Annotated in this window: 25 protein-coding genes; 8 read left to right on the forward strand and 17 right to left on the reverse strand. The window is 67.4% G+C overall.

From position 1 onward, the window contains the following. Positions 1–52 precede the first annotated feature (52 nt). Positions 53–634 carry a TetR/AcrR family transcriptional regulator gene (locus ACFTSF_RS19390; RefSeq protein ID WP_380155049.1) on the forward strand — a complete coding sequence of 194 codons (582 nt, stop codon included), beginning with the start codon at positions 53–55 and terminating at the stop codon, positions 632–634. On the opposite strand, the gene ACFTSF_RS19395 is transcribed toward ACFTSF_RS19390, so the two are convergent. The 3 genes from ACFTSF_RS19395 to ACFTSF_RS19405 form a co-directional block, all read right to left on the reverse strand. Next, on the reverse strand, positions 631–2,079 hold the full coding sequence (locus ACFTSF_RS19395; protein WP_380155050.1) for a M1 family metallopeptidase: 1,449 nt from the start codon (positions 2,077–2,079) through the stop codon (positions 631–633). The genes ACFTSF_RS19390 and ACFTSF_RS19395 overlap by 4 nt on opposite strands. A 71-nt stretch (positions 2,080–2,150) precedes the next feature. Beyond that, positions 2,151–2,801 carry a response regulator gene (locus tag ACFTSF_RS19400; protein ID WP_380155051.1) on the reverse strand — a complete coding sequence of 217 codons (651 nt, stop codon included), beginning with the start codon at positions 2,799–2,801 and terminating at the stop codon, positions 2,151–2,153. Continuing rightward, the gene (locus ACFTSF_RS19405; RefSeq protein ID WP_380155052.1) at positions 2,798–3,904 is read right to left on the reverse strand and encodes a sensor histidine kinase; all 1,107 of its coding nucleotides are present in this window, start codon (positions 3,902–3,904) and stop codon (positions 2,798–2,800) included. The genes ACFTSF_RS19400 and ACFTSF_RS19405 overlap by 4 nt, the downstream gene beginning before the upstream one ends. A 112-nt stretch (positions 3,905–4,016) precedes the next feature. Here ACFTSF_RS19405 and ACFTSF_RS19410 point away from each other — a divergent pair, with 112 nt between their 5' ends. Then, complete coding sequence (locus ACFTSF_RS19410; RefSeq protein WP_380155053.1) at positions 4,017–4,271, forward strand: PLD nuclease N-terminal domain-containing protein; 255 nt, start codon at positions 4,017–4,019, stop codon at positions 4,269–4,271. Here the strand turns inward: ACFTSF_RS19410 and ACFTSF_RS19415 are convergent. From ACFTSF_RS19415 to ACFTSF_RS19425, 3 genes are all read right to left on the reverse strand, one after another. After that, complete coding sequence (locus ACFTSF_RS19415; protein WP_380155054.1) at positions 4,268–5,071, reverse strand: hypothetical protein; 804 nt, start codon at positions 5,069–5,071, stop codon at positions 4,268–4,270. The two genes, ACFTSF_RS19410 and ACFTSF_RS19415, sit on opposite strands and share 4 nt — an antisense overlap. Continuing rightward, complete coding sequence (locus tag ACFTSF_RS19420) at positions 5,068–5,583, reverse strand: RNA polymerase sigma factor (protein ID WP_380155055.1); 516 nt, start codon at positions 5,581–5,583, stop codon at positions 5,068–5,070. Before ACFTSF_RS19420 ends, ACFTSF_RS19415 begins: the two co-directional genes overlap by 4 nt. 68 nt (positions 5,584–5,651) lie before the next feature. Further along, positions 5,652–7,496 (reverse strand): bifunctional metallophosphatase/5'-nucleotidase, encoded by a 1,845-nt coding sequence (locus ACFTSF_RS19425; RefSeq protein ID WP_380155056.1) that lies wholly within the window; start codon positions 7,494–7,496, stop codon positions 5,652–5,654. Between the two features lie 104 nt (positions 7,497–7,600). Between ACFTSF_RS19425 and ACFTSF_RS19430 the strand changes: the two genes are divergently transcribed. Further along, positions 7,601–8,383 carry a polysaccharide deacetylase family protein gene (locus ACFTSF_RS19430; RefSeq protein ID WP_380155057.1) on the forward strand — a complete coding sequence of 261 codons (783 nt, stop codon included), beginning with the start codon at positions 7,601–7,603 and terminating at the stop codon, positions 8,381–8,383. A 1-nt stretch (position 8,384) separates the two neighbouring features. Here the strand turns inward: ACFTSF_RS19430 and ACFTSF_RS19435 are convergent, their stop codons facing one another. Together ACFTSF_RS19435 and ACFTSF_RS19440 are read right to left on the reverse strand one after the other, a co-directional pair. Continuing rightward, positions 8,385–9,002 carry a hypothetical protein gene (locus ACFTSF_RS19435; RefSeq protein WP_344152564.1) on the reverse strand — a complete coding sequence of 206 codons (618 nt, stop codon included), beginning with the start codon at positions 9,000–9,002 and terminating at the stop codon, positions 8,385–8,387. Between the two features lie 345 nt (positions 9,003–9,347). After that, on the reverse strand, positions 9,348–10,544 hold the full coding sequence (locus ACFTSF_RS19440) for a homogentisate 1,2-dioxygenase (protein WP_380155058.1): 1,197 nt from the start codon (positions 10,542–10,544) through the stop codon (positions 9,348–9,350). A gap of 72 nt (positions 10,545–10,616) precedes the next feature. On the opposite strand from ACFTSF_RS19440, the gene ACFTSF_RS19445 reads away from it, so the two are divergent. From ACFTSF_RS19445 to ACFTSF_RS19455, 3 genes are all read left to right on the forward strand, one after another. Then, positions 10,617–11,462, forward strand: a complete 846-nt coding sequence (locus tag ACFTSF_RS19445) for a hypothetical protein (RefSeq protein WP_380155059.1) — start codon at positions 10,617–10,619, stop codon at positions 11,460–11,462. Then, positions 11,459–12,634, forward strand: coding sequence for a fumarylacetoacetase (fahA, locus tag ACFTSF_RS19450; protein WP_380155060.1), 1,176 nt, complete (start codon positions 11,459–11,461; stop codon positions 12,632–12,634). The genes ACFTSF_RS19445 and fahA overlap by 4 nt, the downstream gene beginning before the upstream one ends. 61 nt (positions 12,635–12,695) lie before the next feature. Further along, positions 12,696–16,430: an endo-alpha-N-acetylgalactosaminidase family protein gene (locus ACFTSF_RS19455; RefSeq protein WP_380155061.1), complete on the forward strand. Its 3,735-nt coding sequence runs from the start codon at positions 12,696–12,698 to the stop codon at positions 16,428–16,430. A gap of 67 nt (positions 16,431–16,497) precedes the next feature. Here the strand turns inward: ACFTSF_RS19455 and ACFTSF_RS19460 are convergent, their stop codons facing one another. The 7 genes from ACFTSF_RS19460 to hppD all read right to left on the reverse strand — a co-directional run bounded on the left by ACFTSF_RS19460 (position 16,498) and on the right by hppD (position 22,984). After that, complete coding sequence (locus tag ACFTSF_RS19460; RefSeq protein WP_380155062.1) at positions 16,498–16,935, reverse strand: hypothetical protein; 438 nt, start codon at positions 16,933–16,935, stop codon at positions 16,498–16,500. Positions 16,936–17,035: 100 nt separating this feature from the next. After that, a complete protein-coding gene (locus ACFTSF_RS19465; RefSeq protein WP_344152580.1) occupies positions 17,036–18,277 on the reverse strand; it encodes a HAMP domain-containing sensor histidine kinase in 1,242 nt (413 codons plus the stop codon). A gap of 1 nt (position 18,278) precedes the next feature. Beyond that, positions 18,279–18,977 carry a two-component system response regulator CseB gene (gene cseB / locus ACFTSF_RS19470; protein ID WP_132409936.1) on the reverse strand — a complete coding sequence of 233 codons (699 nt, stop codon included), beginning with the start codon at positions 18,975–18,977 and terminating at the stop codon, positions 18,279–18,281. Positions 18,978–18,983: 6 nt separating this feature from the next. Next, the gene (locus ACFTSF_RS19475; RefSeq protein ID WP_380155063.1) at positions 18,984–19,583 is read right to left on the reverse strand and encodes a hypothetical protein; all 600 of its coding nucleotides are present in this window, start codon (positions 19,581–19,583) and stop codon (positions 18,984–18,986) included. Between the two features lie 148 nt (positions 19,584–19,731). Beyond that, positions 19,732–21,108, reverse strand: coding sequence for an FAD-binding oxidoreductase (locus tag ACFTSF_RS19480; RefSeq protein ID WP_380155064.1), 1,377 nt, complete (start codon positions 21,106–21,108; stop codon positions 19,732–19,734). Between the two features lie 49 nt (positions 21,109–21,157). Continuing rightward, a complete protein-coding gene (locus ACFTSF_RS19485) occupies positions 21,158–21,631 on the reverse strand; it encodes a hypothetical protein (protein ID WP_380155065.1) in 474 nt (157 codons plus the stop codon). 150 nt (positions 21,632–21,781) lie between these two features. Next, positions 21,782–22,984 carry a 4-hydroxyphenylpyruvate dioxygenase gene (hppD, locus tag ACFTSF_RS19490; RefSeq protein WP_344152594.1) on the reverse strand — a complete coding sequence of 401 codons (1,203 nt, stop codon included), beginning with the start codon at positions 22,982–22,984 and terminating at the stop codon, positions 21,782–21,784. Between the two features lie 150 nt (positions 22,985–23,134). Between hppD and ACFTSF_RS19495 the strand changes: the two genes are divergently transcribed. Continuing rightward, positions 23,135–23,605, forward strand: coding sequence for an Lrp/AsnC family transcriptional regulator (locus tag ACFTSF_RS19495; RefSeq protein ID WP_380155066.1), 471 nt, complete (start codon positions 23,135–23,137; stop codon positions 23,603–23,605). Here the strand turns inward: ACFTSF_RS19495 and ACFTSF_RS19500 are convergent, their stop codons facing one another. Next, positions 23,606–24,250: an IclR family transcriptional regulator gene (locus ACFTSF_RS19500; protein ID WP_132409924.1), complete on the reverse strand. Its 645-nt coding sequence runs from the start codon at positions 24,248–24,250 to the stop codon at positions 23,606–23,608. An 83-nt stretch (positions 24,251–24,333) separates the two neighbouring features. On the opposite strand from ACFTSF_RS19500, the gene ACFTSF_RS19505 reads away from it, so the two are divergent. Beyond that, positions 24,334–25,074: a hypothetical protein gene (locus tag ACFTSF_RS19505; protein WP_344152604.1), complete on the forward strand. Its 741-nt coding sequence runs from the start codon at positions 24,334–24,336 to the stop codon at positions 25,072–25,074. On the opposite strand, the gene ACFTSF_RS19510 is transcribed toward ACFTSF_RS19505, so the two are convergent. After that, entirely contained in the window at positions 25,071–26,303 is a 1,233-nt protein-coding gene (locus ACFTSF_RS19510; RefSeq protein WP_380155067.1) for an MFS transporter, read from the reverse strand. The two genes, ACFTSF_RS19505 and ACFTSF_RS19510, sit on opposite strands and share 4 nt — an antisense overlap. Between the last annotated feature and the right edge of the window lie 5 nt (positions 26,304–26,308).

Raw genomic sequence — 26,308 nt, forward strand, 5'->3', positions numbered from 1 at the left:
GGGGACATACCCGACGGTAATGTAAGAGCGTTCTTACGTCTACAGTTACGCTGTGGCTACTGGCACCCGCGACCGGATCATCGACGCGGCCCTCGCGCTGTTCGCCGAGCGAGGTGTCGCCGCGGTCCCGGTGACCGCGATCGAGGCCGCGGCCGGCCTCGCCGCCGGCAGCGGGGCCTTCTACCGGCACTTCCGGAACAAGACCGAGCTGGTCGACGCCCTCGTCGACCGGGAGCTCGCCCGAGCGCGCGACCGCGTGCCGCCGGCCCGCGACGAGGCCGACGGCAACGCCACCGAGGTGCTCACCACGCGGCTCCGGGGCGACTTGGACTTTCTGCGCGAGCTCGGTCCACTCATCCACATCCTGGTGTGGGAACGCGGGCGGAACCCGGAGCTGGTCGAGCGGCTGCGCTCGACCGTCTTCGAGGCCAGCATCGAGTCCGGAATGGCCGAGGTACTCTCCCTCGCGCCGACCCAAGCCGTGCAGGACGACCCCGAGGCGGCGGCCCAGGTGATGCTGTCCGCGATGATCGGCTTCTTCCTGGCCGAGGAGTACTACGGACGTCCAGCCGGTCCCGTCTCCGCGGACCGGTTCGCTCGCGCTCTTGCCGCACTCCTCACCAGCGAACCCTAGGCCGGGCCGACCTTCCAGTCCGGGTAGCCCGGCATCGCGGGGAGGGTCTTGCCGTACAGCCATGACCGGAGGAACGGGCCAAGGTCCTTGCCCGCGACCAACGATGCCAGCGCGATGAAGTCCTCGGTCCCGGCGGTCGAGTTCGCGTACCGCCGTACCCAGGTCCGCTCGATCGCGTCGAACGTCTTGGCGCCGACCTCCTGCTTGAGCGCGAACAGCACGAGCGCTCCCCCGGCGTACGCCGCATCGCCGTACGGCCGGATCTCGGCCGAGTCACCGGTCCATTTCGCCGGGTCGGGCGCAGCGATCGGCCCGTTGTCGAGAATCGCGTTCCCGCGCTGCTCGTAGGCGTGTTTCGCCGAGTCGACGACCTTCGCGCCGTACCGGATCTCGCTGTACTCGCCTTCGTAGAAGACCGCGTGGCCCTCGTTCAGCCAGACGTCGGACCAGCGGCGAGGCGAGACGGAGTTGCCGAACCATTCGTGCGCGACCTCGTGCAGTACGACACCGTCGGTGCCGTTCTGCTCAAACCCCTCCTTGGTCATGTGGGACGCGGTCATCATGGTCAGGCCCTGCGTCTCGAGCTCGCCACCCAACGGGGTGATGTACGACCCGGCCTCGGTCCCCGGGAACCGGCCGAGCCGCTCCTCCAGAAACCGGACCGACGTGTCGAACGACTTCAGCTGCGGCTCGATCGCGGCCAACTGCGCAGTCGGTACGGCGTAGCGCAGCGGCAGGCCGTGCGGACCCTTGCGGTTGAGCACGGTGAACGGCCCGACCCCGATCTGGAACAATTCCGGCGCGATCTTGCGCTGCTCGCGGAACACGCGGGTCGTGTTACCGCCGCTCGACCGGACACTGAGAAGCTTGCCGTTGGCAACCGAGTTCTGATCGGCCGGCGCGGTGATCGAGAAGGTGGCCGGCGCCTTCTGCACCGGATGGTCGGCGACGGCCAGGATCTTCCGCGCACCCGACGGCTGGTTGAGCGCCTGCACGAATCCTTCGTGCCAGATCAGACCGGGCGGCAGCGCGCTGGTCTTCGTCACGTCGGTCACGTCACTCCGAACGTCGACCCGGACCACGAACCGCAGGTGCTTGCGGACGGCCTTGCTCGGAGTGATCACCAACTCCCCGTTCGGCGCGCTCTTCCACGTGCTCGGTGCGCCGTTCACCTGCACCCCGGTCACCTGAGGCCCGAGCAGATCGAGGTCGAACGCGCTCAGATCCTGGGTCGCCCGCGCTGACAGCGTGGTGGTCGCCGTGTAGGACCTCAACCCCTTCGCGAACCGGAAGTCGAGCCGCTGGTCGAGGACGTCGTACCCGCCGTTCCCCAACTCAGGCCAGACAGTGTCACCGACTCCCGAATTTCCTGGTGCGGGCGCGGCTTCCGCTGGAAGACCGAGCAGGGACAAGGCTGCTGTTGTCGCAACAAGACGTTTGAACATGCCTTGAAAACTAGGCAATTCCGGACCCGCGATCGTCGGTCCTCGGGTGGGACCGGTGTCATCCTGAGGTCTTAGGCGAGGCCGATGTCGTGCACCAGCAGGGCCAGTTTGGTCCGGTTCGAGAGCCCGAGTTTGGCCATGATGTGGGTGATGTGCACCTTCACCGTCGACTCGCTGAGCTCGAGCTTGCCGGCGATCTCCGCGTTGCTCATCCCCTCGGCGACCTCGATCGCCACCTCACGCTCGCGCGGTGTCAGCTCCTTCAACGGATCGTCGCCGACCGCGGTCTGCGCCGGCGCGGGGTGTGCCGTGTACGAGCTGATCAGCCGCTTGGTGATCCGCGGCGAAAGCATCGAGTCACCCCGGACGGCCTGCTCGACCGCCTCGACCAACGCCCGCGGCGCAATGTCCTTCAGCAGGAACCCGGTGGCCCCGGCCTGCAACGCCTCGTACACATACTCGTCCAGATCGAAGGTCGTCAGTACGACGACCGCCGGCGGATCGGGCATTGCCGTCACGCGCCGGGTCACCTCGATCCCGTTCACCTGCGGCATCTGGATATCCGTCAGCACGACGTCCGGCCGATACTTCTCGACTAACTCAACGACCTGAGCACCATTGATGTCCTCGGCAACGACCTCGGCGGTTCCACCGGCCTGCAGGATCAGCCGGATCCCGTTGCGGACCAGCCCTTCGTCGTCGAGCAGGAGCACCTTGATCATTCGGCCACCATCCTCGGTAGGACTGCCCGGACCTGGAACACGCTGCCAATCCAACCGGTCTGCAATGAACCGCCGGCCAGCGTGACCCGTTCCCGCATACCGAGCAGACCGTACCCGGACCCCGGTACGACGCTCTGCCCGACCCCGCGCGGGTTCGTCACCTCGACCACCAGCTTCTCGTTGTCGACGGCAACAGTCACCGACACCACCACACCCGGCGCGTGCTTGGTCGCGTTCGTCAGCGACTCCTGAATCACCCGGTACGCCGCGCGCCCGGCCGCCGGATCGACCTCGGGAATCGGGTCGGGCAGCGTCAGATTCACCTTGAGCCCGGTGTCGACCGCATCGGCCACCAGCACCGGTACGGCGTCCAGCGACGGCGCCACGTGTCCCGGCTCACCGGGCAGCTCGTCCCGCAGTACCTGGAGAATCTCCCGGAGCTCCGTGAGCGCCGCCGTACTGGTCTTGCGGATGATCTCCGCGACCTCTTCGGTCTGTTTGTCCGGAGCGGTCATCGTCAGTGCACCTGACTGCAGGGCGATCGCGCTGACCCGGTGCGCGACGACATCGTGCATCTCCCGGGCGATCCGGCGGCGTTCGGCGACGACGACACGCTCGGAGCGCAGGTCCCGCTCGCGTTCCGCCTGCTCGGCGCGTTCCCGCAGTGCGACGAGGAGCGCGCGGCGCTGATAGACCCACAACCCGATCAGCATCGGAACCAGCACGAAGAACACGACATAGCCGACATCCGCGCCGATCCCGACTTCCCGTTTCGTCGGGAAGAACAGAATCACCGCACTGCCGATCACGAACGAGACCGCGGTCTGCCAGTGCAAACCCTTGCGACTGGCAACGGTGTACGACGCGATCGTCACCTGCACGCTGGGCCACCACTGCGCGACCGGTGTCAGCGCAACGAACAGCAGCGGGAACCGCCGTCGTACCAGCATCGCAGCGCTCTGCGCACCGACGAGCAGGAACGTGTACCACCGCAGGTCGCTGTTCTTGGAGATCTCCAGGACCAGACCGCTTGCCACCAGCAACGTGAACAGGACGTCGAACGCCAGAATCCGGCGCTTGCCGTCCCACCACGCGAGCCGCATACCCAAACGGTAGCGCTACCGACGAACGGTCAGCTGCCTACCACCTTCGTACTACCGCAGATTGCGCTGCTTGGCCGATGCCTCCAGCACCCGTTCCCGAGAAGCTGGAGGCATGCTCACCCTCATCGCACACACCACCACCTCGACCGACCAGACCTGGGGCTTCCTGGGCGCCGCGGGCATCATCGCCGTCCTGGCCGCCTATGCCCTGCTGGTGATCGGCGCCTTCTTCAGCGCCCTGTTCTCGCCCGCCTCGGGCGGGATGAAGCTGGTCTGGATCGTCTTCATCGTGATCGCGCCGTTCATCGGCAGCCTGCTGTGGTTCATGGTCGGCAAGCGCAACGCTCACGAAATCGCATACCGCTAGGGCGTGACGAACAGGATGACGTGCCGGTCCGAGCTCGGAATCGCATCCTGCACCACCCAGCTCGGCGGCGCGGAGTCGGACTGTTCGGACTTCTTGCCGACCCGGTACTCCGCCGTCATACCGCGCTCGGTGAGCTTGCCCAGGAGGTAGGCGACAGTCCGGCCCTTGTACTCGACGCCCTCCAGCGCCTCACCCGGCGCATCGATGTCGCCGGCGCCGGAGTACGCCTCACCGGGCTTGGCGGTGCGGCCGACGTACAGATCGGCCTGGCCGCGGAAGCTCAACGGGATGGTGAACTCCGGTACGCACGGGGATGCCGGAGTGCCCTTGCAGCCCTTGGGATAGCGCCCGGGGACGATCGGGTCCGGGTCCTCGGAGGTGCCGGACATGGCGATGGACTCGCCGACGATCGACGGCGACACCGGCTGCAGGTGCAGCGTGATGTTGAGTCCGTGCTGCTTGAACTCCTCGTTGTACCGCGCGACATCCGCCGCCGGATCGAGGACGCGGACCTTCATCACGTCTCCTTCGGGGGTGAAGGACAGCGCCGACCCGAGGGCCTCCTGGCGGTCATTCCCGTCCGGCACCCGGACGATGAGGGTCGTGACCACGGCGACCGCGGCGGCGACAGCGAGCACCGGCACCAGGCGCCGTCGTACCGGGCTGTGGCTTTTGAGGGCCACCGGGGTGGCGGTGATGCCGCGGAGGAGGTCGGCTCGGGATTCGGGAGTCACCTGCTCAGCCGGGTCAGCAGTGGCGACTGGGTCGAGAGTGCGGAGGAAGTCCAGGGAGTTGGTCATGACTTTGCTCCAGCCGGGGTGTGGTCCAAGAGGCGCTCGAGCCGACGGCGGGCGCGGTGCAGGCGGACCATGGCGGCGTTCCGCGAGCAGCCGAGCGCGGCGGCGAGCTGGGTGGTGTCCAGGCCCTCCCAGGCAGCGAGGGAGAGCACTTCGCGATCGGTGTCCGACAGCTGCTTGAAGACCTCAGCGGCCTCGACGGCTACCGGTTCAGGGTCCGGTACGGCGGTACGCAGGTCGTCGCGCAGCCGGTCGGCCAGACCGTGCCGCCGGGACTCGCCCCGGCGATGGTTGCTCAGAACGCGCCGCGCGACGCCGTACAGCCAAGGCAGGATCTGCCCCTCCGGTACGTCGTCCAGCCGCCGCCAGGCGACCAGGAACGTCTCGGCCACCAGGTCAGCCGCGTCCGCCCGGATGTCGAGCCGACGCACGAAATACCGCAGTACGTCGTCGTGGTGGCAGGTGAACAGATCCTCGAAACGGGCCAGCCGGGGGTCCGGCGGAGATTCGATCACGCGCACGGGCCCCCTTGTGAGTAAGTGCGTCATACCCAGTAGATGTCCGGGTATGACGCGTTCTTACCTCAAGGGTTGATGACGATGGGGGCACCGTTGGAGACGAGGGACCAGTCGCCGGTGTGGAAGCTGGCCGGGTCGACCTCGCCGGTGGCGGTGACGTAGTCGATCATCAGCTGCCGGATCTCGACCTGGCGGTTGTAGACGACCGGGGCCTTCGACACGTGCGGGAAGTTGCCGCCGCCGGACTGGCGGTAGTTGTTCACCGCGACCACGAACTGCTGGTCGTCGGCGACCGCGACCCCGCCGTACTGGAGGTCGAGGATCCGGGAGCCGACTGCCTTGGCGATATCGATCTTGTAGGTGAGCGGCTTCGACAGGCCGCCCATCACGTCGTAGTTGTAGTCCGGCGTGCCGGGCGGCGCGGTCGGCGTCGGGGCGTTGGTGACCTCGCTCGACGGGAACGGGCCGGGGCCGCTCACCTGCTTGTAGTAGACCGCGGAGAACTCCAGGTACGCCTTGATCTGGACACCCGTCATCGTGACCGCGAGCAGGGTGTTGTCGAAGATGTAGAGCCCAGCCACGTCGCGCACCGAGACGTCACCGGCCGGGATCTTGGCGGCCCGGTTGAACGGCGCCGCGATCGCCAATACCGGCAGATTCGCCTGCGGCGTACCGACGAGGGCCTTGGAGACCGCGTCGGCCTGGACAAAGTTGATGAAGTCGAGGGCGGCGGTGTCCTCCCACGGCGCGGTCGCCGCGGACATCGCCTCCTTGCAGGTGCCGATCTTCGAGTTCACATAGCCGACGACCTTGTCGTGGTCCTTCTGCAGGACGTTGATGACCTTCGGGTCGGCGGCGACGGTGTTCGCGTTCAGGACCTGGCTGTGCCGGCTGACGACCTTCCAGCAACCGCGAACGTGCTGCAGGTCGAGGTCGATCACCGACAGCCGCATGCCCCATTTGAGCGGCTCGGTCAGCAGGACCTGGTCGCCGGTGACCTTGTTCGTCACCAGCCGCTCCGGGATCTCCTGGTGGGCGTGACCGACCAGGACCGCGTCGATCCCCGGAACCGTCTCGGCCATCAGAACCGACGCGTTCTCCGGGACCGGCAGGGCGTCGCCGTACGACGAGGAGGTATCCATCCCGGAGTGCGCGGAGACGATCACCACGTCGGCGCCCGCCTTGCGCACCCGGGGGACCCAGAGTTTCGCGAGCTCGACGATCCCGCCGAACTTGATCTTGTTCTCGACCGTCGCCTTGTCCCAGATCGCGATTCCGGGGTTCGTCAGGCCGAGGATGCCGACCGTGATCGGTGCCCGGCCGGGCACGTGCACCTTCTTCAGCACGTACGGCGGGAAGACCGGCAACCCGGTCGTCCAGTCCTGCGCGTTCGCCCCGAGCAGGGGGAACTTCAGCTGGCGCTGGAATCGCCGCAGGATGTCGAGACCGTAGTTGAACTCGTGGTTGCCGAGCGCGGCGGCGTCGTACCCGATCTCGTTCATCGCGGCGGCCATCGGGTGGATGTGGCCGCCGGTGATGGGCTCGATCTTCGCGAAGTAGTACGACAGTGGGGTGCCCTGGATCGTGTCACCGGCGTCCAGCAGCAGCGGGCGCGGGGCGTGCCGGTCCTTGGCGACCTGCTCGCGGTAGGCGGTGACGAGGGTGGAGATCTTCGCCAGCCCGATGTCGTTGTGCGCGGAGTCGTCGTACTCGGCGTTCTTGAAGTAGTCCCAGTTGAAGACATTGCCGTGCAGGTCCGTGGTACCGAGCACGCTCAGCCGGACGGTCTTGCCGTGGCCGCTGCCTGCTGCCTCGGCGGGAACCGCCTGGAAGCCGGCCGCTGCGAGCGCTGCCGCGCCACCGATCGCCGTACGCCTGGTCATCGTGGTCCGCTCACCGCTGTCCGTCATTCGTCTGCCTCACACATCGTCGGGTCTGGCCTCCGACACCTTACGCGCGACACACCCCGGTCCCGATTCGGAGATGGCCCTGGGCCTGAGAGAAGATGCAGCCCATGACCAAGCCGCCCGGCAAGCTTCTGCCGTTGGTCGCCGCCCTCCTGTGCGGTGCCGTTCTCGCTCAGGCCGCCCAGCCTTCCGACTCCCCCGTGACGGCGTCGTCGCCTGCCGTCCGCACGGTGGCCGCCGGCCCGCTGAGCGGAAGCCCGATCGCGGCCAAGCCAACTCATCAGCGCGGGCCGAGGCGCCAGGGACAGTCGCCGCACACCAAGCCGGCTGCCGACGACTGGAACCTGACCAAGCACGGCAAGGTGCTGTACCTCACGTTCGACGACGGCCCGCACGCCGGCTGGACGCCGCAGGTCCTGCAGATCCTGCGGCGTCACCACGCGCAGGCGACGTTCTTCGTGCTCGGGGCTGAGGCCGCCAAGCGCCCGGACCTGGTCGAGCAGACCCGCGCGGCCGGGCACCACATCGGCAACCACACCTGGGACCACCCGATGCTGACTCACATTCCGGCCGCGAAAATGCGGCAGGAGATCTTCTCCGGGGTGAAGTCGAAGTGCTTCCGGCCCCCCTTCCGCGACACCAACGCCGCGGTCGAGGCGGCCGCCAAGGCCAACCACCAGCGCCAGGTGCTGTGGGACGTCGACACGAACGACTGGAAGAAGCCGGGCGCCGCGTCAATCGAGCACGCCATCCTCGCCGGCGCCTATCCCGGCGCCATCGTCCTGATGCACGACGGCGGCGGCAACCGCGCCCAAACCATCGCCGCCCTCGAACGAGCCCTAACCAAACTCCAACGCCAGGGCTACAAGTTCCGCGCCCTCCCCTGCTGATTCAGCGGCGTACGGCGGCTGTGCCGTTGGAGTAGTGCTGGAGGGCTTGGTCGATGACGTGGACTGGTTGGTCCAGGGCCTTGACCAGGAACATGCCGATCGGGTGCAGGAGCGGGCTGGGCTTCACGACAGCCCGTACGGCGGGCTGGTCGAGACCGCGGACTCCGGCGGTCGTGGCGCCGACCCCGGGAGCCAGCGCTACCTCGAGCATGTATTGGCCGAAGAGCTTCTTCTGCCGGAAACCTTGGACGGTTCCCCACGGGAGCATGACGGGGTAGCCGGCGCCGTCGCAGGCGAGTTCGAGACCACGCTCGGACATTCGCATCGCGACCGGCTGGAGCGGGAAGGCGGCGTACCAGCGCTGGCGCTCGGCGTCGAGGCGGAGGGCGAGCACGGTGCTGACGACCAGCGGGAGCATGGCGAGGATCAGCAGCAGCGCGAACGGCCAGAGGCCCGAGTAGCGCAATGTGACCAGCACGTAGACCGCACCGAGGATGCCAACGGCACCGATCCCCAACGTCGCCCAGGCACCCCGGCGCAACACCGTGCTGACAATCTCACGCCGCCGCATCACCGCCTGCCGGTCAACCCCGACGACGAACCCCGCCTCCTCGCTCATCCGGTAAGAATCCCATCCCACCGGCCCACCCCCAACATCCCCCACCACCTTGAGCACCGATCGCCCACTCCTGGCGGCGAAATGTGGTTGACGGGCGCCCAAGGTGTAAGCGCGAGGCGACCTTGAGCACGGTTCAACCATCCACCCGCCGCGGAAGTGGTTGACGGGTGCCCAAAGTGCAACGCCTGTACGACGTTGAGCACGGGCTGACCTTGAGCACGGATCAGTCACCCCGGCCGGCGAAGAACGGTTGAGGGGTGCTCAAGGTGTGAGCGCGAGGCGACCTTGAGCACGGTTCGACCACTTGCACGCGGCCCGGGTGGTTGAGGGGTGCTCAAGGTGGGGTCAGGGGTGGAGGCGGCGGCCGGCCCAGGTGTAGGCGTAGACGCCGTCGTCGACGGACTGGCCGCCTTCGCCGAGTTCCAGGGGGCGGAAGGTGTCGACCATGACGGCTAGTTCTTCGAAGCGTTCGGCGCCTAGGGAGGCTTCGATCGCGGAGGGTTGCGGGCCGTGGGCGTAGCCGCCGGGGTGGAGGGAGATGGAGCCGAGGGCGATGCCGGAGCCCTTGCGGGCCTCGTAGTCGCCGCCGCAGTAGAACATCACCTCGTCGGAGTCGACGTTCGAGTGGTAGTACGGCACCGGCACGGACAGCGGGTGGTAGTCGACCTTGCGGGGGACGAAGTTGCAGATGACGAAGTTGTAGCCCTCGAACACCTGGTGCACGGGTGGCGGCTGGTGGATTCGGCCGGTGATCGGCTCGTAGTCGCTCACGTTGAACGTGTACGGGTACAGACAGCCGTCCCACCCGACCACGTCGAACGGATGCGTCGCGTACGTCATCCGGCTGCCGACGATCCCGCTCGGACCATGACCGCGGTGCTTCACCAGCACCTCGACATCCGTGCCTTCAACCGTGAACGGCTCGGTCGGTCCGTGCAGATCACGCTCGCAGTACGGCGAGTGCTCCAGGAACTGCCCGTACCGCGACAGGTACCGCTTCGGCGGGGCGATGTGCGAGTTCGCCTCGATGCAGTAGGCGTGCACCCCGTTCGGACCCGGCAACCAGCGGTGCGTGGTCGCCCGCGGGATCAGCACGTAATCACCCTCGACCGCGTTCAGTACCCCGAACACCGTCTCGACGGTCGCCGTGCCCTTCTCGATGTACACGCACTCGTCGCCGATGGCGTTGCGATAGTACGGCGAGGGCTGCTCGGCCACGACGTACGAGATCCGTACGTCGCCGTTCCCGAGAACCAGTCGCCGATGCTCGACCACGTTCGTCGCGGACGTGTCGGTGAACAGGTCATGGAGCTTCAGGTGCCGCGGTGTCAGCGGGTGGTTCGCGACCGTGGCCAGATCGGGCAGCTCCCACACCTGGGAGTCCACGATCGCCGACGGGACACCGGAGTGGTAGAGCAGCGACGAGTCCGACGAGAACCCCTCCTCGCCCATCAGCTCCTCGTAGTACAACGCGCCCTCGGCGTTCCGGAACTGCGTGTGCCGCTTGGGCGGAATCTCGCCGACCTGCCGGTAGAACGTCATTCTTCAGACTCCCGAGTACGATAATCGAACGCATGCGTCCGCTTACCGAAAGCATCCGTTAGGCTCGGACCCATGTCAACCGTCCCTGCCCTGTACCGGCACCTGGTCGACGACGCGGCGATGTTCCCACCCGGCAACCTCCCGCTGACCGAGGCCGTGACCGCTCACCGCGCGCACCGCGCCGCGCCGTACGCCGATCTGGTCGGCCCGTTCGTGTGTACCGACGAGGACCTGCCCCGGGTCGCGGAAGCCGCAGGCGACGAGCCGCTGCAGGTGACCGTCGTGGTCACCGGCGGCGCGGGCGGGATCGAGCCCGCCGTCCGCTGGGCCGAGCGCTCCCCCGCGATCGAGCTGACCGCGGTCGAGGTCCGCCTGCGCGACGAAGGCGACCTCGCCCGGAACGCGCTGCGCGTCGTACGGGCCGCCGAGGCCTGCATCGACGACCAGACCGTGTACGTCGAAACCGGGCTGGACGGCTCCTGGGAGCAGGCGCTGGGCGCGATCGCCGAGGCCGGGTACGCCGCCAAGCTCCGCACCGGCGGTCTCGACGCCCATCTGTTCCCGTCGGCCGACCAGGTGGCCAGCTACATCACGCGCTGCCTGGACGTCGAGGTGCCGTTCAAGTGCACCGCCGGCCTACACAACGCGATCGCCCACACCGACCCGGCGACCGGCTTCGAACACCACGGCTTCCTGAACGTGCTGCTCGCCACTCGCGCTTCAATGGACGGCGCCTCCCACGACGAGGTGGTGCAGCTGCTGGAGTGGCGCGACGCCCTCGAACTGGTCGAGCGCACACGCGAGCTGACCGAGGACCGGGCCGCGAGCACCCGGCGATGGTTCCACTCGTTCGGCTCCTGCAGCATCGCGGAGCCGCGCGCCGATCTGAACACCCTGAACCTGACGGAGGACCTGTGAGCTGGATCGACATCCCGGACGGATCGCCGTTCGGGCCGGATAACCTGCCGCTCGGCGTGTTCAAGCGCGGCGACGAGGAGCCGCGGATCGGCGCCGCCATCGGCGACCAGATCATCGACCTGACGCCGATCGCGTCCGCGCAGCATCTGGACAGCGCTCAGCAGTTCGCCCAGCCCACGCTGAACGGTTTCCTCGCCCTCGGCCGCCCAGCCTGGAGCGCGACTCGCGCCTGGCTCCTCGATCTCGTCAACGATCGCGACACCGTCGAGCCGCATCTGATTCCGCAGTCGGCGGCGACCATGTTGCTGCCGTTCGAGGTGGGCGACTATGTCGACTTCTACGCCTCCGAGCAGCACGCGACGAACCTCGGCCGGCTCTTCCGCCCGGACTCAGAACCCCTGCTCCCGAACTGGAAACACCTCCCGGTCGGATACCACGGCCGCGCCGGCACAGTCGTTGCCAGCGGCACCGACATCGTCCGCCCGTCCGGTCAGCGCAAGGCACCTGACGCCGACGCACCGACGTACGGGCCGTCCACGCGCCTCGACATCGAGGTCGAACTCGGGTACGTCGTCGGAACACCATCCACCCTCGGCAAGCCGGTCTCGGTCGACGACTTCCGCGAGCACGTGTACGGCGTTGTGCTGGTGAACGACTGGTCGGCCCGCGACATCCAGGGCTGGGAGTATGTCCCGCTCGGCCCGTTCCTCGGCAAGTCGTTCGCCACCTCGATCTCCCCCTGGGTCGTCTCACTCGACGCACTCGAGGCCTCCACCGTCCCGCTGCCGACCCAGGACCCGCCGGTACTCCCGTACCTGGCCGGCACGAAACTGGTGAACTACGACATCACCTTCGAGGTCCGCATCAACGGTCACCTGGTGAGCACCCCGCCATACCGCGACATCTACTGGTCGCCCGCCCAGATGCTCGCCCACATGACCGTGAACGGCGCGTCCGTCCGCACCGGCGACCTCTACGCCTCCGGCACGGTCAGCGGTACCGAACCGGACCAGCTCGGCTCCCTGATCGAGCTCACCAAGGCCGGCCGCGAGCCGATCACCGTCGACGGCAAGGACTACACCTTCCTCCAGGACGGCGACGAGGTGAGCATCACCGCGCGCGCCGGAACCCTCCACCTCGGCGAGGTCACCGGACGGATCATTCCCGGGTAATTCTGTTCATTAGTGTTCGTTTCTCTTGACGAGTTGGCGCTTACGTGCGAGTTTTCTGCGCATGAAACGTTCAGTGGGGTGTGCGGTGCTGCTCGTTGCCGGTGTGTTGACCGTGCCGACGAGCGCACAGGCAGCGGATGACCTGACGCTGCGGTCGCGGGAACTGACGGTCACGGTGGGAGCCGACTTCCCCCGCGTGATCAAGTACGTCGACAACTCGTCCGGCCAGGCATTGGCCGGGCGGGCCGAGGCGTTGTCGGCGGTCACGATCGACGGGGTCGCGCGCACCGCGCACCTCGCCGCGACACCCACGGTCAGCGACGGCACGGCGTCGTACAAGCTGGCGTTCGACGCGCTGCCGGGGGTTGAGCTCGACGCGAGCCTCAGCCTGGCCGGTCGGGTCACGACGTTCCGCATCGACGCGGTCCGCGACACCGAGACCACTCGGGTGCACACGATCGACATCCCCGACCACGACCTGGTTTCGGTCGCGAGCACCGATGCGGGAGCGACGACCGCGTTCACCACGCTGGATCCGGACTCGACACGGACCGCGGACAAGATCGCGGCGGTCACCGGTACGACGCCTGCCGATGCCGCGGCGGTCGGAGCAACGTACGCGTTCGTGAACACCACTGGACTGGCCGCCGGGATCGAGTCGAACTCGGTGTACGACAAGCCGGCCGGGCAGTCGGTCGACGACGGGGCGCGGTTCTGGCATCGCGCGCGGAAGGCGACCGACGGGAGCACCCGGGTCGGCGTGTGGAGTGGGCAATGGACCTACCGCGCGGACACCTCGCCGTACACGGAGCCGTTGCCGTGGGCAAAGGTTGTGGTGACGCCGGATGCGAACCAGGACAAGACGGTCGACTGGCAGGACGGCGCGATCGCGTTCCGCTCGATCATGACCGAGCCGCCGGGTGGCGACCAGGTCAAGGACCGGGTGATCACACACATCCCGTTCAACTTCGCGAGCCAGGCAACGCATCCGTTCCTGCGCACGCTGGACGACGTGAAGCGGATCTCGCTGGCCACCGACGGGCTCGGGCAGATGGCGATCCTGAAGGGCTACGGCTCCGAGGGTCACGACTCCGCGCATCCGGACTACGGCGGCAACTACAACATCCGTGCCGGTGGGCTTGCTGACCTGAACACGCTGCTGAAGAAGGGCAAGAGCTGGAACGCCGGCTTCGGTGTGCACGTGAACGCGACCGAGTCGTACCCGGAGGCGAACACCTTCAGCGAGGACCTGGTCGACAAGAAGGCCAAGGGCTGGAACTGGCTGAACCAGAGCTACTACATCAAGCAGCGCCCAGACCTTGCCTCAGGCAACATCGTCAAGCGGTTCCAGCAACTGCGCGACGAGACCGACAAGAACCTCCAAGAGCTCTACATCGACGTCTACTACCAGTCGGGTTGGCTAGCCGACGGCCTGACTCGGCAGCTCGGCAACCAGGGTTGGCAGATCGCCACCGAGTGGGCCGATCGGCACGAGCGCACCTCGCTGTGGTCGCACTGGGCCACCGACCTCGACTACGGCGGCCCGACCAACAAGGGTCTGAACTCGCAGATCATCCGGTTCGTCCGCAACCACGAGAAGGATGTCTGGAACAACGACCCGATCCTGGGCCAGGCCAGCCTGGTCGAGTTCGAGGGTTGGACCGGTGAGGTCGACTGGAACAAGTTCTACGCCAACATCTGGCAGAAGAACCTGCCGACGAAGTTCCTTCAGCAGCAGAAGATCACCGACTGGAACTCCGGCGAGATCGGCTTCACCGGCGGCGTCCGCGGCGCGGTCGAGGGCGGCAAGCGCGCCCTGTACGTCGGCAACGCGAAGGTGCTCGATGGTGACAAGTACCTGCTGCCGTGGGATGGGAACAAGAAGCTCTACCACTACAACCCGGCCGGCGGCAGCACCACCTGGACACTGCCCGCCGCGCTCGCGAAGGTCCCGTCGTTCGGCGTCTACAAGCTGACCGACACCGGCCGCGTGAAGGTCGGTACGGCGCGCGCCCGGAACGGCGCTGTCACCCTCGACGCGGTCGCCGGGCAGCCGTACGTGCTGTACCCGATCGCGGCTCCGACCCCGCCGCCCGCGAATTGGGGTGACGGCACCCATCTGCAGGATCCCGGTTTCAACGCGGCGACCCTGAGCGCCTGGAACGCGGTCGGCGGCGCGGAGATCGACACGTTGGCGAACGGGCAGCATGTTGCCTCGCTCGGAACTCGCGCATCCTCGCTGCAGCAGCGGATCACCGGGCTGACCCGAGGCAAGACCTACAGCGCCTCGGCGTGGATCGAGGTCGAGCCGGGGAAATCCCGCCCGACCACGATTTCGGTGGATGGTGTGCAGAACACGGTCGTCCGGTCGACGGCCAGGAACCAGGTGGCGTCCGACGACAAGCAGGATGCCTACTACCAGCGTGCGAGGGTCGTCTTCACCGCCAAGGGGTCGACGGCTGACCTGCGCATCGGCGCGGTCGCCGGTACGGCGAAGGTTCGCATCGACGACGTCCGTGTCGTCGAGACCACGAAGGTCGCGACGGAAGGCTTCGAGGACGTCGATCAGGGGTGGGGACCGTTCGTGAAGGGTGACGCCGGTGGCGTGACCGATCCACGAACCGTGCTCGCCCGCAAGCACGCGCCGTACACGCAGGCCGGCTGGAACGGGAAGCTGGTCGACGACGTACTGGATGGTGAGTGGTCGCTCAAGTCGCATGAGGAGAACGAAGGGCTCGTCTATCGGACTGCGCCGTGGACGGTGAACTTCCAGCCGGGACACAAGTACAAGGTCAGCTTCGACTACGCGAGCGGCCGGGCCGGGCAGTACGCCTGGGTGCATGGGGTGGATCGGCCGGATTCGGTCGAGATCAAGTCCACCCCGATTGGCGAGCAGCGGACCAAGGCGACAATGAACCAGGAGTTCGTGGCCGGGTGCGGTGGCGACAACTGGGTCGGGCTGCGCAAGCTCACCGACGGCGGCGACCAGTCCGACTTCATCATCGACAACTTCGCGGTCACCGATCTCGGCGCGACCTCTGAGCCGGCTGACTGCACGTCGGTGGCGGTGACCGGGACGAGCGGTCTGGTCTCCGGTGAGGCGAACACGATCACCACGTCGTTCACCAACAACGATGTCGTTGCCGCGGCCAACATCACGCTGGGCCTGACCGGACCGGCAGGATGGACGATCGCGGCCACCTCGCCGGCGACGTACAACTCGGTTGCCGCTGGGGCCACCGTGAAGACCACCTGGGATGTCACTCCCCCGGCAGGCACGGCCGAAGGCAAATACGTGCTGACGGCAACGGGTGGTCAGTCCGTGGCGACCGCGGAGGCAACTGTGCTGCCGCCCGGGATCGTGCCGCAGTCCCGGATCAAGGTTGCCGATGTGAGCAGTGAAGACGCTGGAACCGGCGGCGCGGCGACCGCAGCACTGGACGGGAATCCCAGCACCCTCTGGCATTCCGCCTGGTCCGAGGTGAGCACCCCGGCGACGTTCCCCCATCACCTCACGCTCGACCTCGGGTCGACGTACCAGGTGAACGGCCTGGGCTACCTGCCCCGGCAGTCGGGCACAAACGGGATGTTCAAGGGCTACGAGATCTACGTCAGTACAGACGGCCAAACCTGGGGCTCCCCAGTCGCAACCGGCCAGTTCCCGAACTCCACCGCCGTACAACGCGTCGACTTCACCGCCGTCACCGGCCGCTACGTGAAGTTCGTCGGCACGAGTTCCCTGAACGGAGCAGTCTTCGGCTCAGCCGCAGAACTCAACGTCTACGGCACTCGATAAGTCAACAGAACAAGCGGCGCCCGGCTTCTCCCCGAGGGGAGCCGGGCGCCGCTGGTTTTGGTTCAGCTCACTTGGTGATAGTGACGGCGACCGGGGCGCTGGCGGTCTTGGCGGCGACGACGCGGAACTTGTTGACGCCGACGCGGCCGCTCTGGACCCACACCGAGTAGGTGGACTTCGAGGTGACCTTGGTGGTGGCCGGGAAGTTGACCCACTTGTTGTTCTCCAGGCGCTGCACCTGGACGACCGTGCCCTTGGCGATGCCGGTGGTCTTGCCGGTGAACGAAACCTTGGCCCACGCCTTGGCGGTGGTCTTGTCCGACTTGATGGTGACCGACTTGGCCACGGCCGGCTGCGTGACGGCGACCGGCTTCGTGTCCGCGGCGTTGGCCTGCAGTGCGCCGGCGACACCGAACCCGGTGGCGGCGAGAGCGATACCCGCGACGGTGGCGGCGGTACGACGGACGAACTGCGAACGGTTGCGGATGATGTTTGCCTCAGACATTGAAAATTAGCCCCTCGTTGTTCCAGGCCCTCGGTGAGCCTTTCACCAGAGGAGACGCCCTGACTCCGCAAGAGGTTGTGTTAAGACTTCGTCACAGCTCCTAGGCGTCACTTTCCAGTGCTGGCAGGACAAGTCGAGCCAGCGCTCCGCCATCCGGGGCGGTGCCGAAAGTGAGCTCGGCCCCGAGGACCTTGGCATGCCCGGCCGCGATGGTGAGACCGAGACCGTGGCCGACACCGCGCTCGGCCATCCCGGAGCGGAACCGACGGGGGCCCTCGGCAATCAATTCCTCGGGGTAGCCGTTGCCGTGGTCAACGACCTCGACGATCCGGCCGGTGACCGTCACCTCGATCGGCGGGCGGCCGTGGCGCAGACCGTTGACGATCAGGTTCGCCAGGATGCGCTCGATCCGGCGCGAATCGGTCGAGACCGTCTCGTCCTTCCCGTTCAGCTGTACGACGACGCTGTCCGGCGCGAGCGATTGCTGCATCCGCAACCGCGCGACCGCGGACCCGACGAACGCCCCGAGCCCGACCAGCTCCAGATCGGCCTGCTCCACGCCGGAGTCGAACCGGGCGATCTCCAGCAGGTCCTCGACCAATCGGCGCAGCACCTTCGCGCGGTCCCGGACCAGCTCACTCGGCCGACCGGGCGGCAGCAACTCGGCCGCGGTGGTCAGCCCGGTGACCGGTGTCCGCAGGTCGTGGGCGACGTCGGCGGTGAACCGGCGCTCCGCCTCCAACTGACCGCGCAGCGAACTCGCCATGGTGTCCAACGCCCCGGCCAACGACGACACCTCGTCCTTGCCCTTGCCGACCACCTCGGTCGCCGACGCGTCGAGATCACCAGCCGCGATCCGGCGCGCCGTACCGGCAACTGCCACGATTCGTTTGGACAGGCCGCCGGCCAGGATCACGCTGACCAGCGCGACCAGGCCGACCGTGCCCAGACCGCCGACGATCAGCGCCTGCTGCAGCGCGCGCATCGAGTCGTCGGTGGTCTCGTAGTCCTGCACGATCGAGAGGATCTTGCCGTCCTTGACCGTCACCGCCGCCCACATCTTCGCGTTCGGGGAACCGGTCTTGAACGTCGCCCGCTTCCCCTCCAGCACCGCGGCCCGCAGCTGCGGCGGCAGCTCCGGATCGTCGACCTTCGACCCGAACACCGGGATCTCGGTCTGGTCGTAATTCTGCGCCGCGAGCTGCAGCCGCTCGTCGGCGAAGCTCCGCGTCCGGTCCAGGCGCGCCGACTGGGCCTGCGTGTAGACCGCCACGCAGAGCACCAGGATCGCCAGCGCCGAGACCAGCAGGAAGATGAGCCCGAGTTTGCCCCTCAGGCCCATGTCACGCCCTGAGCTTGTATCCGAATCCGCGGACCGTTTCGATGCGGTCGGCACCGATCTTGGTCCGCAGACGCTGCAGGTGGACGTCGACGAGGCGGCCGTCGCCACCCCATTCGTAGTCCCAGACCCGCTGCAGCAGCGTGGACCGGCTGAGCACGACACCCGGGTTGTTCGCGAACTCGATCAGGAGCTTGAGCTCGGTCGGCGTCAACTGGACGGTCGCGCCACTACGGCGTACCTCCAGAGCCTCGCGATCCAGCTCGAGGTCGCCGAACGACTCCACGCCAGAGCCCGCGGCCGGGGCCGGGCGCTCAGGGTCGGAGACCGCCCGCCGCAACACGGCTCGCAGCCGCGCCACCAGGACCTGGGTGTCGAACGGCTTGGTGACGTAGTCGTCGGCACCCGCCTCGAGCCCGAGGACGACGTCGAGCGCGTCACCGCGCGCGGACACCATCACGATCGGGACCGTGCTCGTCTCCCGGATCCGGCGGCACACCGAGATCCCGTCCAGCCCGGGGAGCATGATGTCCAGCATCACCACATCGGGATGGATCTTCTCGAATCGCTCGATCGCCTCCAGGCCGTCCTCGGCCGTGGTGACGTCGTAGCCGTGCCGCTCGAGGGTCAACTGGGTTGCCTCACGGATCACCGCGTCGTCCTCGACCATGAGAATGCGCGCTGCCGGTTCTTCCGGTACCACCGAACTTCAGTCTCCCTTTTGGTCCGTCGAGCTCACCTTGGCCATCTGCCGACCGTCCCAACGGTAGACCTCGACCTTGCGCCCGGAGGGGCAGCAGGGCTTGTCATCCGGCTGGAAGTTTTCGGATTCGACCACCAGGTCGCCCTGGGGACTAGCGTTGATCGTCGGCTGATCCACCTTCAGGGCCCAGATCCGCCGCGGGCCGCCCGGTTCGAGCGCCATCAGGAAGGCGCCGAACACGAACTTGTCCAGGGTGTGGATGTAGACGACCTGCTGGGGAACACCGTTGTGCATAACATCAACGGTCGGACCCGGGCCGAGGCAACGCGAAATCACTGTGCATTTCACCAGAACCGACCGCGAGTAGCTGTCGAGCGCCTTGTCGGCGAGCAATTTGGTCCGGATCTGGGTCAGCGGGGCGGGCGTCACGGGCTTCGCGCGCACCCCGGGAGAGCTGGAAGTTGTCGGCGCAGAGACCCGCGGACTGACCGAATTCGCGTCGGCCGGCTCGGCGCCCTCGACCCGCAGGCCGCTGCCGTTCCCACAGCCGGACAGGACGGCCAGCGCCGCCACGGCCGCGACGGCAGGGGCGAGCAGGCGCTGCATACGCATAGGGCGCCTCCTACCCTGCCTCATCGATGATTCCCCCGGGAGATTCAGACAACTACCTTCCATAGTGCTGGGCTCACGTCACATTCGACGGCCATGGACGTCGAATGGCCTCGGCAGTTCCGTTGCGGTTGGGTCACAGCCCTCAGCTCTCCACCACTTTGCCGGGATTCAGCAGATTTCCCGGGTCGAGCGCGGCCTTGATCGCCCGGTGCACGTCGACCGCGACCGGACCGATCTCCTCGGCCAGCCAGGTTCGTTTCAGTACGCCGACCCCGTGCTCGCCAGTGATGGTGCCACCCAACTCCAGGCCAATCTCCATGATTCGGTCAAACGCTTGTTGCGCCCGGTTGGCCTGGTCCGGATCGGTCGGATCGAAGACCACCGTCGGGTGCATGTTGCCGTCACCAGCATGCCCCAGCACACCGACAGTAATGTCGAGCTCGGTGGCCAGCGCCTCGACCGCACCAATGAAGTCGGCCAGCCGGGACCGCGGAACACAGACGTCGTCGATCATCGTCGTACCGAGTTGGTCGAGCGCGATCAGAGCCGCCCGCCGGGCCTCCAGCAGCAGCTCGCCCTCGGCCGGGTCGTCCGCCTCGATGCACTCGATCGCACCGTGGTCGCGACAGAGCTTGGCCACCGCGGCGACATCGGCCGCGCCCGCCTCACCACCCGCGTCGGACTGGGCGATCAGCATCGCGGCCGCCTCGGTCGGCAGATCCATCCGCTTGTACGAGTTCACGGCGGCGATCGTCGTACGGTCCATGATCTCCAGCAGGCTCAGCGAGACGCCGCTGCGGATGATCTCGACGATCGCTTCGCCGGCCGCGACACCGGAGCTGAACAGCGCCGCCATCGTCCGCGGGCGAGCGGTCTCCGGACGCAGCGCCAGGGTCGCCTCGGTGATGATGCCGAGCGTCCCCTCGCTGCCGACGATCAGCTTGGTCAGGTCGTATCCCGCGACACCCTTGACGGTCTTCCGACCGGTGCGCAGGATCCGGCCGTCGGCCAGCACCACCTCGAGACCGAGCACGTAGTCGGTAGTGACGCCGTACTTGACGCAGCACAGACCGCCGGAGTTCGTGGAGAGGTTGCCGCCGATCGAGCAGAACTCCCAGCTGGACGGATCCGGCGGGTAGAACAGCCCCTGCTCGGCCACGGCACGAGACAGTACGGCGTTGAACACGCCCGGCTGCGTGACGACGTACCGGTCGATGGGCTCGATCGCGAGGATCTTGTCCATCTTCTCCAGCGAGATCACGATGCAGCCGTCGAGCGCGTTCGCCGCCCCCGACAGGCCTGATCGCGCCCCTTGCGGAACGATCGGCACCCCGGCCGCGGCCGCCACCTTGACGGCGGCCTGGACATGCGCGGTCTCCCGCGCCAGTACGACGGCGATGGGCATCCCGGCCGGGCAGAACATGGCCCGGTCGTACCGGTAACTCTCCATCCGGTCCGGATCGGTCACCAACGCCTCAGGCGGCAACACCCGCCGCAGCTCCTCGAGCACCTCACTCATGTTGTGAGCCTAGTGTTCTCGGCGCCGTGGCGGGGGTTTGTCCCGAGTTTCAGCGGGCCTTGGGGGTCGCGTTCTCGGAGATCTCCTCGTAGCCGCCGCCGTAGTTGTGGTACTCACGACCGATCGCGGCGAAACTGATGTTGGTGTTGGTGGCCCGCACCTTGGGTGTGCGGCAGGTGCGCTGGCCCTGAATGACCGCGCCGTTGCCGCCACTGCTGTCACAGCTCAGCACGCGGCCGTTGTTGGATCCGCCGTACTGCACCAGGAACGCGTTGGCTCTGGCGTTGGCCGGCAGTCGTGAGTCCATCACGACCTCGGCCCAGTACTGCGAGCAGTTGTCGCGCATCAACCGGACCGAGCCCCAGCTCGGCGGACGGTGATCACGCAGCATCTGCGCGGACGAAATGGATCGTGCACCCGAACAAGCAGCGGCCTCGGCTGCCTGGGCCGGCGCCGCGGCGAGCGCGATCGCGCCCACTCCGGCCAGACCGGCGGTGCTGAGCAGAATGCCCAGTGTCTTCATGACGAACCCTTCCTGAACACACGCCCCGACGCGCGTTCAGTAGCGCACACTACGCCAACAACCCCTGCCTTGACAGTCATTCCGGTAATCGGACGGCGACACGCCGTACATCCGGGTGTGTCGCCGCCGCCCGTTGCCCGTGGCAAGCGATTACAGGTTGCCGCGGCGCTCCTGCTCGCGCTCGATCGCCTCGAACAGGGCCTTGAAGTTGCCCTTGCCGAAGCCCAGCGAACCGTGCCGCTCGATCAGTTCGTAGAACACCGTCGGCCGGTCGCCGAGCGGCTTCATGAAGATCTGCAGCAGGTAGCCGTCCTCGTCGCGGTCAACGAGGATCTTTCGCTTCTGCAACTCCTCGATCGGCGCCCGCACGTGACCGATCCGCTCCCGCAGTTCCGGGTCCTCGTAGTACGAGTCCGGCGTGTTCAGGAACTCGACGCCGTTGGCCCGCATGATGTCCACGGTGCGCAGGATGTCGTTGGTGGCCAAGGCGATGTGCTGCGCGCCGGCGCCGTCGTAGAACTCCAGGAACTCGTCGATCTGCGACTTCTTCTTCGCGATGGCCGGCTCGTTCAGCGGGAACTTGACCCGGTGGTTGCCGTTGGCCACCACCTTGCTCATCAGCGCCGAGTAGTCGGTGGCGATGTCGTCGCCGACGAACTCCGCCATGTTCACGAAGCCCATCACCTTGTTGTAGAACGTCACCCACTCGTCCATCAGACCGAGCTCGACATTGCCGACGACGTGGTCGATGGCCTGGAACAACCGCTTCGGGTGCCCCTCCGGCCGCTGGACCTGGGTCTCGGCCGCGACGAACCCCGGCAGGTACGGGCCGTGGTAGTTGCTGCGGTCAATCAGCGTGTGCCGGGTGTCGCCGTACGCCGCGATGGCCGCCCGGCGGATCGTGCCGTGCTCGTCGCTGATGTCGTTCGGCTCCTCGAGCACGGTCGCGCCCTGCTCACGCGCGTGCTTGATGCACTTGTCCACATCCGGCACCTCGAGCGCGATGTCGGAGACACCGTCGCCGTGCTTGCGGTGGTGGTCGTTGAGCGGGCTGTCCGGCGCGACCCCGCCGGTGATGACGAACCGGCCCGATCCCGCCTTCAGCACGAAGGCCTTGTGGTCCTTGTTGCCGTGCTCCGGACCGGAGTACGCGACCAGGTCCATCCCGAAGGCGAGCTGGTAGTACTTCGCGGTCTGGGTGGCGTTACCGACGACGAACACCACCGCGTCCATCGCGGTGACCGGGAACGGGTCAGTGCTCTCGTCGTACGGCACCAGGCCGACGAGTTGCTTGAGCTGGTCGAGGTCGAGATCGGCGTCGAGCTCTGCGGGGGTGAGGTCGGTGCTGGTCATCGGTGGCTCCTCCAGGTTCGGATCAGTACGCCGAGCCTCGTCCGATGCGTGCAGGTTGCGCAACAGTTCTCTATTTGCCTAGTCAGTCTGTCTAGTATTGACGTCGTACCGCTGGACTATTTGGTCAGTCTGACCATCGCAGGAGGCGTCATGTCGGTCGATGCACTGGATGCCCGGATCCTCGAGCTGTTCGCGGCCGAGCCACGAGTCGGCGTACTGGAGGCATCCCGCCGCCTCGGCGTCGCCCGCGGTACCGTCCAGGCCCGCCTCGACCGCCTCCAACGCGACGGCGTAGTCCGCGGCTGGGGCCCCGACATCGACACCACCGCCATCGGCTACCCGGTCACCGCCTTCGCCACCCTCCAGATCGAGCAAGGCTCCGGTCACACGACAGTCGCCGCCGCCCTCGCCCGCATCCCCGAAGTCCTCGAGGTCCACACCATCACCGGCGCCGAAGACCTCTGGTGCCGCATCGTCGCCCGCTCCAACGCCGACCTCCAACGCGTCATCGACCAGGTAGTCAAAGTCCGCAACATCCAACGAGCCTCAACCGTGATCGCCCTGGCCGAACAAATCCCCCACCGAGTCCTGCCGCTGGTGGAGGCTGCGACCAAGAGTTAGTCAGGCGAGGCGTTTGGCTACTTCTACGGCGGCTCGGGCTACGCGGGGGCCGACGAAGTCGCGGTCGAGTTTGCCGAGGACTACTACGCCGATGGAGGCTTCGACGCCTGGTACGCCGAGGACCGGCGAGGAGACGCCTTGGGCGCCGGCCTGGAGTTCGCCGGAGGTGACGACGAAGGGGCGGCCGGCGGGGTCGGGTTTGCGGCGGCCGGCCAGGATCGCCTTGCCGGCTGCGCCCTGGTCGAGGGCGTGCCGGGAACCCATCCGGTAGGAGACGTGGAAGTCGGTCCAGGACGGTTCGATGACGGCGATGGCCAGGGCTTCGTCACCGTCTGCGACGGTCAGGTGTGCGGTGGCGCCGGTGTCTTCGGCCAGGGAGCGGAGGACCGGGAGGGCTGCGTCACGCAGCGTGGGCTGGACGCGGCGGCTGTAGTGCAGGACGGCGAGGCCGAGGCGGGCCCGTCCTTCACTGTCGCGGCGCACCAGGCGGTGCAGCTCGAGCGTGTTCACCAGGCGGTAGACGACCGTCCGGCTGACCCGTAGCGCGGCGGCCAGCTCGGTGATCGAGAGACCGTCCGGCGCGTCCGCCAGCAACTCGAGGACGGTCAGTCCCCGGTCGAGCGTCTGCGAGGTCTCTGCGGGCACTCCTGAAGCCTATCCGCATTTCGGGCGGAGCCCAGTAAATGGCACCGTCGTGCAGGAACCCTTGGACCACGTATCTTGCTGCCGTGCGAAATTACTGGGCGCTCCTCCCCGCCATCGCCGTCATCGTGGGGCTGATCCTGCTCTACGCGATCCCCACCCTGATCAATCCGCAGTGGACGAAGACGGTTCTGAACCTGTTCCGCCAGTACCCGGAGGACGAGCAGGCCGAGGCCGGGAAGCCGGCCGGGACGCTCGGTGCCCAGCAGATCAAGTCGCGGCGGATGCTCGCCGGGCTGCTGGTGGTCGGCGCGTTCGCACTGGTCGGTTTCAACGTCAGCCTGAATCGGGAGTCCAACGGCTGCTACACCGCCGCCAGCGCCTTCGGAGCGATCGACAGCAAGGCGGCTGACGACCCCTGCATCTCGATGATCTTCGGGACCTTCATCGGCGACGGCACCGGCCCGTCCTTCGAGGAGAAGCCCCAGCCCATCACGGTTTACCAGGTGGTGGAGAAGAAGAACCCGAAGTACCTGCGCTGGATCCAGAACCCGCCGGCGTACGAGAACAACACCCTCCTGTTCGGTACGTCGATCGAGTGCGCGATGGACCTGCGCGTCGAAGAGAGCGATGACCAGATCAAGGCCTTCATCGACGCCGACACGCCGTGCTCCGAGTCCGGCAGTGTGTCGCTGACCCCGCTCAAGCTCAAGCAGCCGCTCGGCAATCGCAAGGTCGTCACTGTCGGCGGCAAGGACGTGCAGCGGATCGACCCGGACGCCGCCTCCTGGCCGAAGATCCTCGGCAAGCTGGTGACGGGCGGCTAACTCAGGGCCCGGACTTCGGAGTCGTAGACGCGGAACGGGCGGTTGCGGGCCAGCAGGATGAGCAGTCCGATGATGCAGACGCCGGCCCCGCCGAGCAGCGCAATAGTCGGGGTGGTGAGGGAGGCCGTCGTACCGGCGACGAAGTCTCCGAGGCGTGGCCCACCGGCCACGACCACGATGAAGACGCCCTGCAGCCGCCCGCGCATCGCGTCCGGCGCCGCCGATTGCAGCACGGTGTTCCGGTACGCCGAACTGACCATGTCGGCCGCTCCCGACAACGCGAGCAGCGCGACACCCAACCAGATCGTGCGGGCCAGGCCGAACAGCCCGACAGCCATCGCGTACGCCGTGATCGCGACCACGATCGCGATCCCCTGCCGCCGGATCCGGGTGACCCAGCCGGAGAACAGCACGCCGATGAGCGCGCCGATCGCCGGTGCCGCCTGTAGCAGTCCGACCGTCCGCACTCCCCCGGCGAAGAACGCGCCCGCGACCGCCGGGAACAGCGCCCGCGGCTGCGCGAACACCATCGCCAGGATGTCCGCGAGGAACGTCGCCAACAACGCGGGCGCGGCACGCAAGAACGTGAACCCTTCGAGCACCGACCGCAGCCCGGCCCGCCGTACCAGCCCGGTCGGTGGCACCGGGGGTAGCCGGAACAGCGCGTAGAGCGCCGCGGTGAACGTGATCACGTCGACCAGGTACGCCGCCGCGAAGCCGTGCCACGCGATCACCGCCGCCCCGATCAGCGGTCCGGCGGTGAAGCCCAGGTTGAACGCGGCCTGGCTGAGCGTGTTCGCGGCCGGCAGCAGTTCCGGCCGGATCAGTCGCGGGATGATCGCCGCCCGCGCCGGGTTGTTCACCGCGAAACACGCCGACTGGCAGGCGACGACGCCGTACAGGATCCAGGTCTGGTTCCACTGCAGTTGGGACTGTACGACGAGGACCATCGACAGCAGCCAGAGACCGCCGGACGAGAACAACGCGAGCCGGCGCCGATCGATCGCGTCGGCCATCGCGCCGCCGTACAGGCCGAAGACGACCAGCGGGACGAGCGAGCAGAGGCCGACGAGACCGACTGCGAAGGTGGAGTGCGTGAGCGCGTACACCTGGATCGAGACGGTCACCGCGGTCATCTGCTGACCGAGCTGCGACACCGTCGACCCGATCCACAACCGGCGGAAATCGGCGGACTCCCGGAGCGGTCGGATATCGGTGAGAAGCGGCACGAACC

The sequence above is a fragment of the Kribbella sp. NPDC056951 genome, from assembly GCF_042674205.1.
Classification (GTDB): domain Bacteria; phylum Actinomycetota; class Actinomycetes; order Propionibacteriales; family Kribbellaceae; genus Kribbella; species Kribbella yunnanensis.